The sequence below is a fragment of the Nostoc sp. genome (genome assembly GCF_036919675.1).
Classification (GTDB): Bacteria; Cyanobacteriota; Cyanobacteriia; order Cyanobacteriales; family Nostocaceae; genus Nostoc.
In genome coordinates this window covers 89,346-95,823 of the sequence record NZ_JBALCP010000116.1, presented here as the reverse complement: position 1 = coordinate 95,823, position 6,478 = coordinate 89,346, and the positions used below count along the sequence as shown (strand labels likewise).

Below are 6,478 nucleotides of genomic sequence, written 5' to 3'. Positions count from 1 at the left end.
GAATATAGGTGGAGTCATCTGTAGCTCCATCTTCAAACAGCAGTTGCGGATTTTCATCGAAAGAGCCGAACAAATCACCTGGCTGTGCTGGGGGTGAATCTGAAGTTTCCCCAAAATTGATAATATCTAAAGAAGTTTCTGTAGGCGATAGTTGATCCACAGTATTATCTGTGGTTTCCATCTGAATATAGGTGGAGTCATCTGTGGCTACATCCTCAAACAGCAGTTGCGGATTTTCATCGAAAGAGCTGAATGAATTAAGTTCCAGATCAACGGCAGATATCTCTGGGGGCTGATTGGTAAATTCTGGAACAAAATCTAAAGCTTCTGGTTGTTGCGATCGCCTGAGAATTTCTTCCCCTGGATGCTGCGCGAACAATGGCGTTTCTGGCGGGGATGATTGGATGCGATCGCTGATTATCGGGGAAATAGTTGAGTTACTCGGTGCTAACTCATCAAATAAATCATCTCCAGAATCTGATGAGAATACCAAATCTAGCTGCTCTTGGTGCTGGAAATTGATATCAAAATCTTCTTCTATGTCAAAACTGGCTATAGAAGAAGGTATGGGCTGTTGACTGTCAGCAAAAATGTCATCAGCCTCCTCAGCAAACAAACTCTCCTCTAACCCCCTTTCCACATTCTGCTCAATTAAGGAATCGAATTCGTCCTGTTCCTCTGTGGTTTCCTGATTCCAGAAGTTGCTCAGATCATTTTCTGATTGAGAAAACTCAGGTACTATTACTGGAGATGTATCAAATAAATCACCGATTTCTGGTTCCCTTGTAGGCAGTAGTGGATGTTCTTCCATTTCAGCAAACAGGTTGTCCGAAGACAAGCCTGTTTGCTGGGGTAATTCTACGTAGTCACTAGGGATAATTTCTTCTACCCAATTTGCCTTTTTGGTTTCTAAGAATAAGTTATCAAAACTGTTTTGTTGGCTGATAGATAGTTCTACACTGGGGAACGCCTCAGTTTCCGGTTGAGTCACTTCGCCTGTAGGCAATAGTTCGATATCATCATCTAGTGCCAGTGTCAATAAATCTTCAACCACATCGTTTTTGTTGACACTATTTTGGATAATTTCTCCAGGCGGCTGCTTCAGATCACTAGTAATCTCAGTAAATTCTTGTAAATTTTCGTCAGGGTAAGAGTCTAAATTTAGATTAATTACGTTAATATCGCTCAACTCTACAGTCGTAGCGGATGTTTGTTGATTTTGCGGTTCTGAATTCTCTTTTTCTAGGAAGTTGTCACCAAATAACAGGGATAAGTCTTCTGTCGTGGCTGTGATTGCAGGGTGCTGGTCGTTGCTTGTGTCTTCATCAAAGGAGAGTAAATCGGATAAGTCGCCATCAGCAGCCTCAGCGTCACTGCTGCTAAAATCAATTCCAAAGTCATCGGTGGCAACAATATCTAAGGTTTGTTCTTGATGCCAGGTTTCATCGAGTTCGGGAGTTTCGCCTTCAAATAAATCGGCAAGGGTATTTAACTCAGCTATTCCTACCTCTGGACCATTGGGGTCAAGATTGCTACTGATTGGATGTGCTTCGTCATGTATGGTGAAAGAAAAACTAGTGTGAGTTGCAGCGTTTAATGGTATCCCTTGTAACTGAAGACCAGGGCGTTCGCTACTATCCTCATCTAGATTAAATTCCTCAATTGGCTCAGATAGGTTAGTTATGACTAACTGCTCAGTTTTCCCAGTTTCTGGAGTGTTGACGGATAAAATTAGCTTTGGCGCAGTTGATGGTTCTGTCAAAGCCGTAGGCTGTTGGTCAAACAAATCGGGGGTAATTTCTAATAACTCAATTTCTGCAAAGCTCAAAAGTGCTTCTAGTTGCTGACTAATTGCAATTTCGGCTTCCTTACCTTGCAGGACTAATTCTTGAGCTTGCTTGATTTCGGTAATGACAATTTTAGCTAGAGTCAGATAAGTGTTTTCGGGATTGCCGATCGCACTGGCTGCTGCTTGACACAAACCACACCACTTGGACAAATTCCAAGTCTCACCAAGTCTGACTAACTGGTAACAGCATTGCTGAAGGTTTTGTCGAATTGAGGGTGTTGTTGTTTGCTTAAACAGTTGCAACATTTCCCGCAGTGTTTGCAGTACCTGGGCTTGAAACTTGCCCCAATTATTATTTTCTTTGGCGATGACTGGCGATAGCGCAGCGTTAGCGAGTCCGTGAGCGTCTGGCATCTCCTGGGGTGGTACAGAGAAGGATATTTCTGGAGATTCCTGATCGGTGTCTTCTGCCAAACTGGGAATATCTTGCCGCAGAAAAAGTTCAGTAAGTGTGGAGACGTTCTCTACAGAGGTTGTGTGTAGTTCTGTTGCCGAAGGACTGGTGGCTACTCCACTGTTCCCTTGTTCTACAAGTAATTCCAGATGCTGATTCAGCCATTGAAAGACCGGCTCAGTTTCTAGCATCAAAGTATTAGCTGCATCTTCAGAAAGACCAAATGGCCCGCTCAAATGCTCTAACAGCGCTTTCAGGGTATCAGATACACCGAGAAATAAAGACTCTAACTTTTGGTCAACCTGAACCGGATGCTCTATGAGGAGTTTGAAACAATCTTCCAGACGGTGGGAGGTATGCTGGATGCTAGTCAATCCAAGCATCGCTGCTCCTCCTTTGATGGAGTGAGCCGCCCGGAAGACTTCGCTAATTATTTCCGGGTCGTTCAGAGTCCCCTCTAAATTCAGCAACCCCTGCTCAATGGTATTCAGGTGATCCCTGGCTTCTTCGATAAAGTAACCCAAAATCCGCTGTTGTTGTTCCGGCAGCATAGCAAAAGTTATGAGTTGTGAGTTATGAGTTATGAGTTATGAGTTATGAGTTATGAGTTATGAGTTATGAGTTATGAGTTGTAATTTTTATTTCTAACTTCTCATTTCTAACTCCTAACTTTATTTCAAGTTGTGAGTTGTGATTTTTATTTCTAACTCCTCACTCCTAACTCCTAACTTTGTTACCTGGTTTCCATAGTTTCCACTCGGAAACGTTCAACGGAGGCGATCAAGTCACGGGATACACCCACTAAGTGTTGTAGGGCACCGGAAACTCGCTGGGCTTCCTGGGAAGTTTCTTGCGCGGTGAGTTCTACTGATTGCATTACATGAGCGACGGCGCGGGAGGTTTCAGTTTGTTCCACAGTGTCGCTAGTAATTGAGCGCACAAGAATATCGATGCGATTCGCCACTTGAATAATGTTTTCGAGCGATCGCTTGGCTTCTTCTGCCAATTTTGTCCCTTTAATTACTTGTTGTGTGCCTTCTTCCATCGCGGTCATCACCGAGCCTGTTTCGCTTTGGATTTGCATCACAATTTGTTCAATTTCCTTGAGGGATTTGGCAGATTTATCTGCTAGCTGACGCACTTCGTCTGCGACGATCGCAAACCCGCGTCCAGCTTCTCCCGCTCTTGCCGCCTCAATACTAGCATTGAGTGCTAACAAGTTTGTTCTCGAAGCAATCTGGGAAATCAACGCCACAATTTTAGAAATTTCTTGGGAAGATTCCGCCAACCGCTTCACTTTGCGAGTGGTTTCGGCAACGGTTTCTCGAATTTCCAAAATCCCCGCCACAGTATTTTCTACTGCTTCACCACCTTTAAGAGCGATCGTACTAGCATCACGGGCGACGGTTTCGGCTTCCCGCGCCGCCTCTGCTACCCGCTGAATCGAATCGGTCATTACCTGTACAGAATTCAGCGTCACTGCCAACTCTTCTGCTTGGCGCAAAGCATCACCAGATAAGGCTCTAGCAAAGGTTTCAGAGTTGGTTGCACCTTTTGTCACATCCTTCGCTGCCACTTTTACTTGTTGAACGATATCCCGCAGGTTTTGAATTGTTAGGTTAAAGGCGTCAGCTACAGCCCCCAGTACGTCGGCTGTCACTTCAGCTTGGACTGTTAAATCTCCTCTAGCAGCTCCTTCTACATCATCCAATAGGCGAATCACCTGACGTTGCAGGTTTTCTTTGGCTTCCTCTTGTTCATCGGCTTTTCGTTGGGCTTCACTTGTAGTCGTGAAAACTACCCGCGCCATTTCATTAAAGCCAGTAGCTAAGTGCCCCAATTCATCTTCAGAAAACACTGTGGCTTGAGCATTCAAATTTCCTTGGCGTACAGCTTCAAACTGAGCTTGCAGATCATTAGTTGTGCGGCGAATTTGTTTGAGTGCAAGATTCCCCATGAAGCCTGCGGTAGCAAAACCTGCAATCCCAGCAGCTAGTGACATTGCCCAACCTGTGTTTCGTACTGATTCTCGTTGTTGGGGTGGAGAAAATGTGGTGGCGACAAAGCTAACTGTGGCTACAACCAGCGCTGAGACAATACCCACACTTCCAGCAATTAACCATTGTTTCCTTTCTATGGAGGCATTTTCTAATGGTGCTAACCAGCCTTGCTCGACGCTAACAGTGGGTTCTAGTTTCGAGACATCTGTTTGGCTAAAGACTGGAACTGCTTCATGCGAACCAGTCATCGAGAATAGTTCCTCTTCGCGATCGCTAGCTGCATCACTTAAAAAAGCCTCTGCGCTTTGAGGGCGTCCACTACCACTAGTTTCTGCTGGAGCAGAATGCATTGCTGCATCACTGATGTTAGAATTTCCTTCGATCAGGTCAAACCCTGGAATGTTGCCTAAATCGTCAAATTCCTCAAAGTCATCTAAAAACTCGATATTACTCTTAGAATTTTCTCCATTCAGTATATTGTTATTGTTTGAGTCTTCATAAGAGCTTAAACCCTCTGAGCCAAAGGCAGACTCAAATGCTTCCATATCAAAATTTTCATCGTCATCAAAGCTATTTTTACCGTTGATTTCACCTGATTTTAACTGCTTTTCATCCAGAGGTAGATTGCTGTTAAAAGATGAAGAATCATCAGATAAATTTGGCAGCCAATCTTCCTTATTTCCCAATTTTTTTGACTTTAACCAATCATCTGCTTCGGTTTTAGACAAGTCATCTTGATTTTTGTATTTCAAGTTATTTGTTGTTGACGAACTGTTTCTAAATTCTTCTTCAACAATTACTAAAGTTTCGTCTTCAAAATCAGATTTTTTATATTCTAAATTTCCAATCCGAAGCTCTCGAGACTTGGGATCACTCAACAAATCAGGCAAATCATTCTCACTATGACCAGTTTTTGAATTAGAAAATGAAGAGTTATTATTGCCAATAGCTGAACTTCCGTGATCAGAATTTATCCTATTATCTGAAAAGTGACTATTTACTAATGATTCTTCAGACCTATCTTCTGACATATCTTCTTGCCAGAAAGCAGGCAACTCTAATTCTGTTTTCTCCTCCCAGTTACTATTTGACTCTTGTTTCTCGGATTCTTCATCCAAGGCAAAAGGATCATCACCAAAAGCTGTAGAATAATCTGATATTTTTCCCTTTCCAATACTATCTTCTGTGGGGATGTCAAATGGACTATTTGAAGATATATCTTCAACGCCATTCACAGTTTCTTCATGCTCACCAAAAAAGTTCAGATCAAGGCTCTTGCTGTCAAACTCCTCATTAGCGCCCAAATCTTCTAATTCTTGTTCGTTATATGCCAGTGCATCAGATATGTTTGGGGAATTTATTTGCTCTTCACTTCCTGATGTATCAATCTCTCCACTGAATGACTGGAGGTATTGATTGATATTCTCAATTCCATTATTGGCAAAACCAATAATTTCTTGATCATTAGTCAAGCGTAATACCTGTTGATATTCTTCTTTTGCTACATCATACTGCTGCAAAACATAGTAGATGTGACCCCTTAACAAATGGGAATTGGGGTCATTTGGTAAATTTTGCACCACTTGGTCAACTAAAGTGGCGGCAACCTCATAATTCCTTTGAACATAGGCGGTCATCGCCTGTTGATATGTTGGCTCGTAATTATCAATACTTGCTGCCATTTCCTCCTCCAATTTCATCCTGCCCACCGCGCACTTCGTAAAATTGCCATTTGATCGAGCAGTCGCAGACACTGTTTGTTTTTAGCACTTAATAACCACTCTCCACGTAAAAAGGGAGCCATAGTATCTGGAACACTAATTGATGGCATGAGATTCTGGACATCCAACCAGTCCATACCACCAATTTCTTCTACTGCTAAACCCACTATCGTGTCTTGCTCTTCAATGGCAATCACCGGAATTTCAGCTCTATCCGTGTTTAATGCACTTGCTTCCCCAAGAAATTGACCCAAATCAGCCACCCAAATAACTCGACCTCGTAAATTTAGAGTACCCAAAAGTAAAGGAGAAGCATTAGGAATCGGGGTGATTCTATCAGGACTTAGTTCAATTACCTCCCGAATACCAGTTGCTTGTAGTGCAAACTCCTGATGCGAGGGAATGTAAAACCTTAAATGTAACTCACCTTCAGGACTTTCTACTTGTAATTCAGGTCGGAAATGGTCTTGACCACTGCCACTTAAAAAGTCCGGTTTGCTGACCATATTGCTTT

3 protein-coding genes are annotated in these 6,478 nt (G+C 42.8%); all 3 read right to left on the bottom strand.

The features are described from left to right. Nucleotides 1-2,794 (bottom strand): Hpt domain-containing protein (locus V7K49_RS26285; RefSeq protein ID WP_335208230.1); only part of this gene is annotated, 2,794 nt, incomplete at its 3' end. A 182-nt stretch (nt 2,795-2,976) separates the two neighbouring features. After that, complete coding sequence (locus V7K49_RS26280) at nt 2,977-5,925, bottom strand: methyl-accepting chemotaxis protein (RefSeq protein ID WP_335208229.1); 2,949 nt, start codon at nt 5,923-5,925, stop codon at nt 2,977-2,979. A 14-nt stretch (nt 5,926-5,939) separates the two neighbouring features. Beyond that, nucleotides 5,940-6,470: a chemotaxis protein CheW gene (locus V7K49_RS26275; RefSeq protein WP_273766906.1), complete on the bottom strand. Its 531-nt coding sequence runs from the start codon at nt 6,468-6,470 to the stop codon at nt 5,940-5,942. Between the last annotated feature and the right edge of the window lie 8 nt (nt 6,471-6,478).

Excerpts from the sequence above, each read along its gene's own strand:
- V7K49_RS26280 (WP_335208229.1), bottom strand. The coding sequence starts at position 5,925 with ATGGCAGCAAGTATTGATAATTACGAGCCAACATATCAACAGGCGATG.
- V7K49_RS26275 (WP_273766906.1), bottom strand. The coding sequence starts at position 6,470 with ATGGTCAGCAAACCGGACTTTTTAAGTGGCAGTGGTCAAGACCATTTC.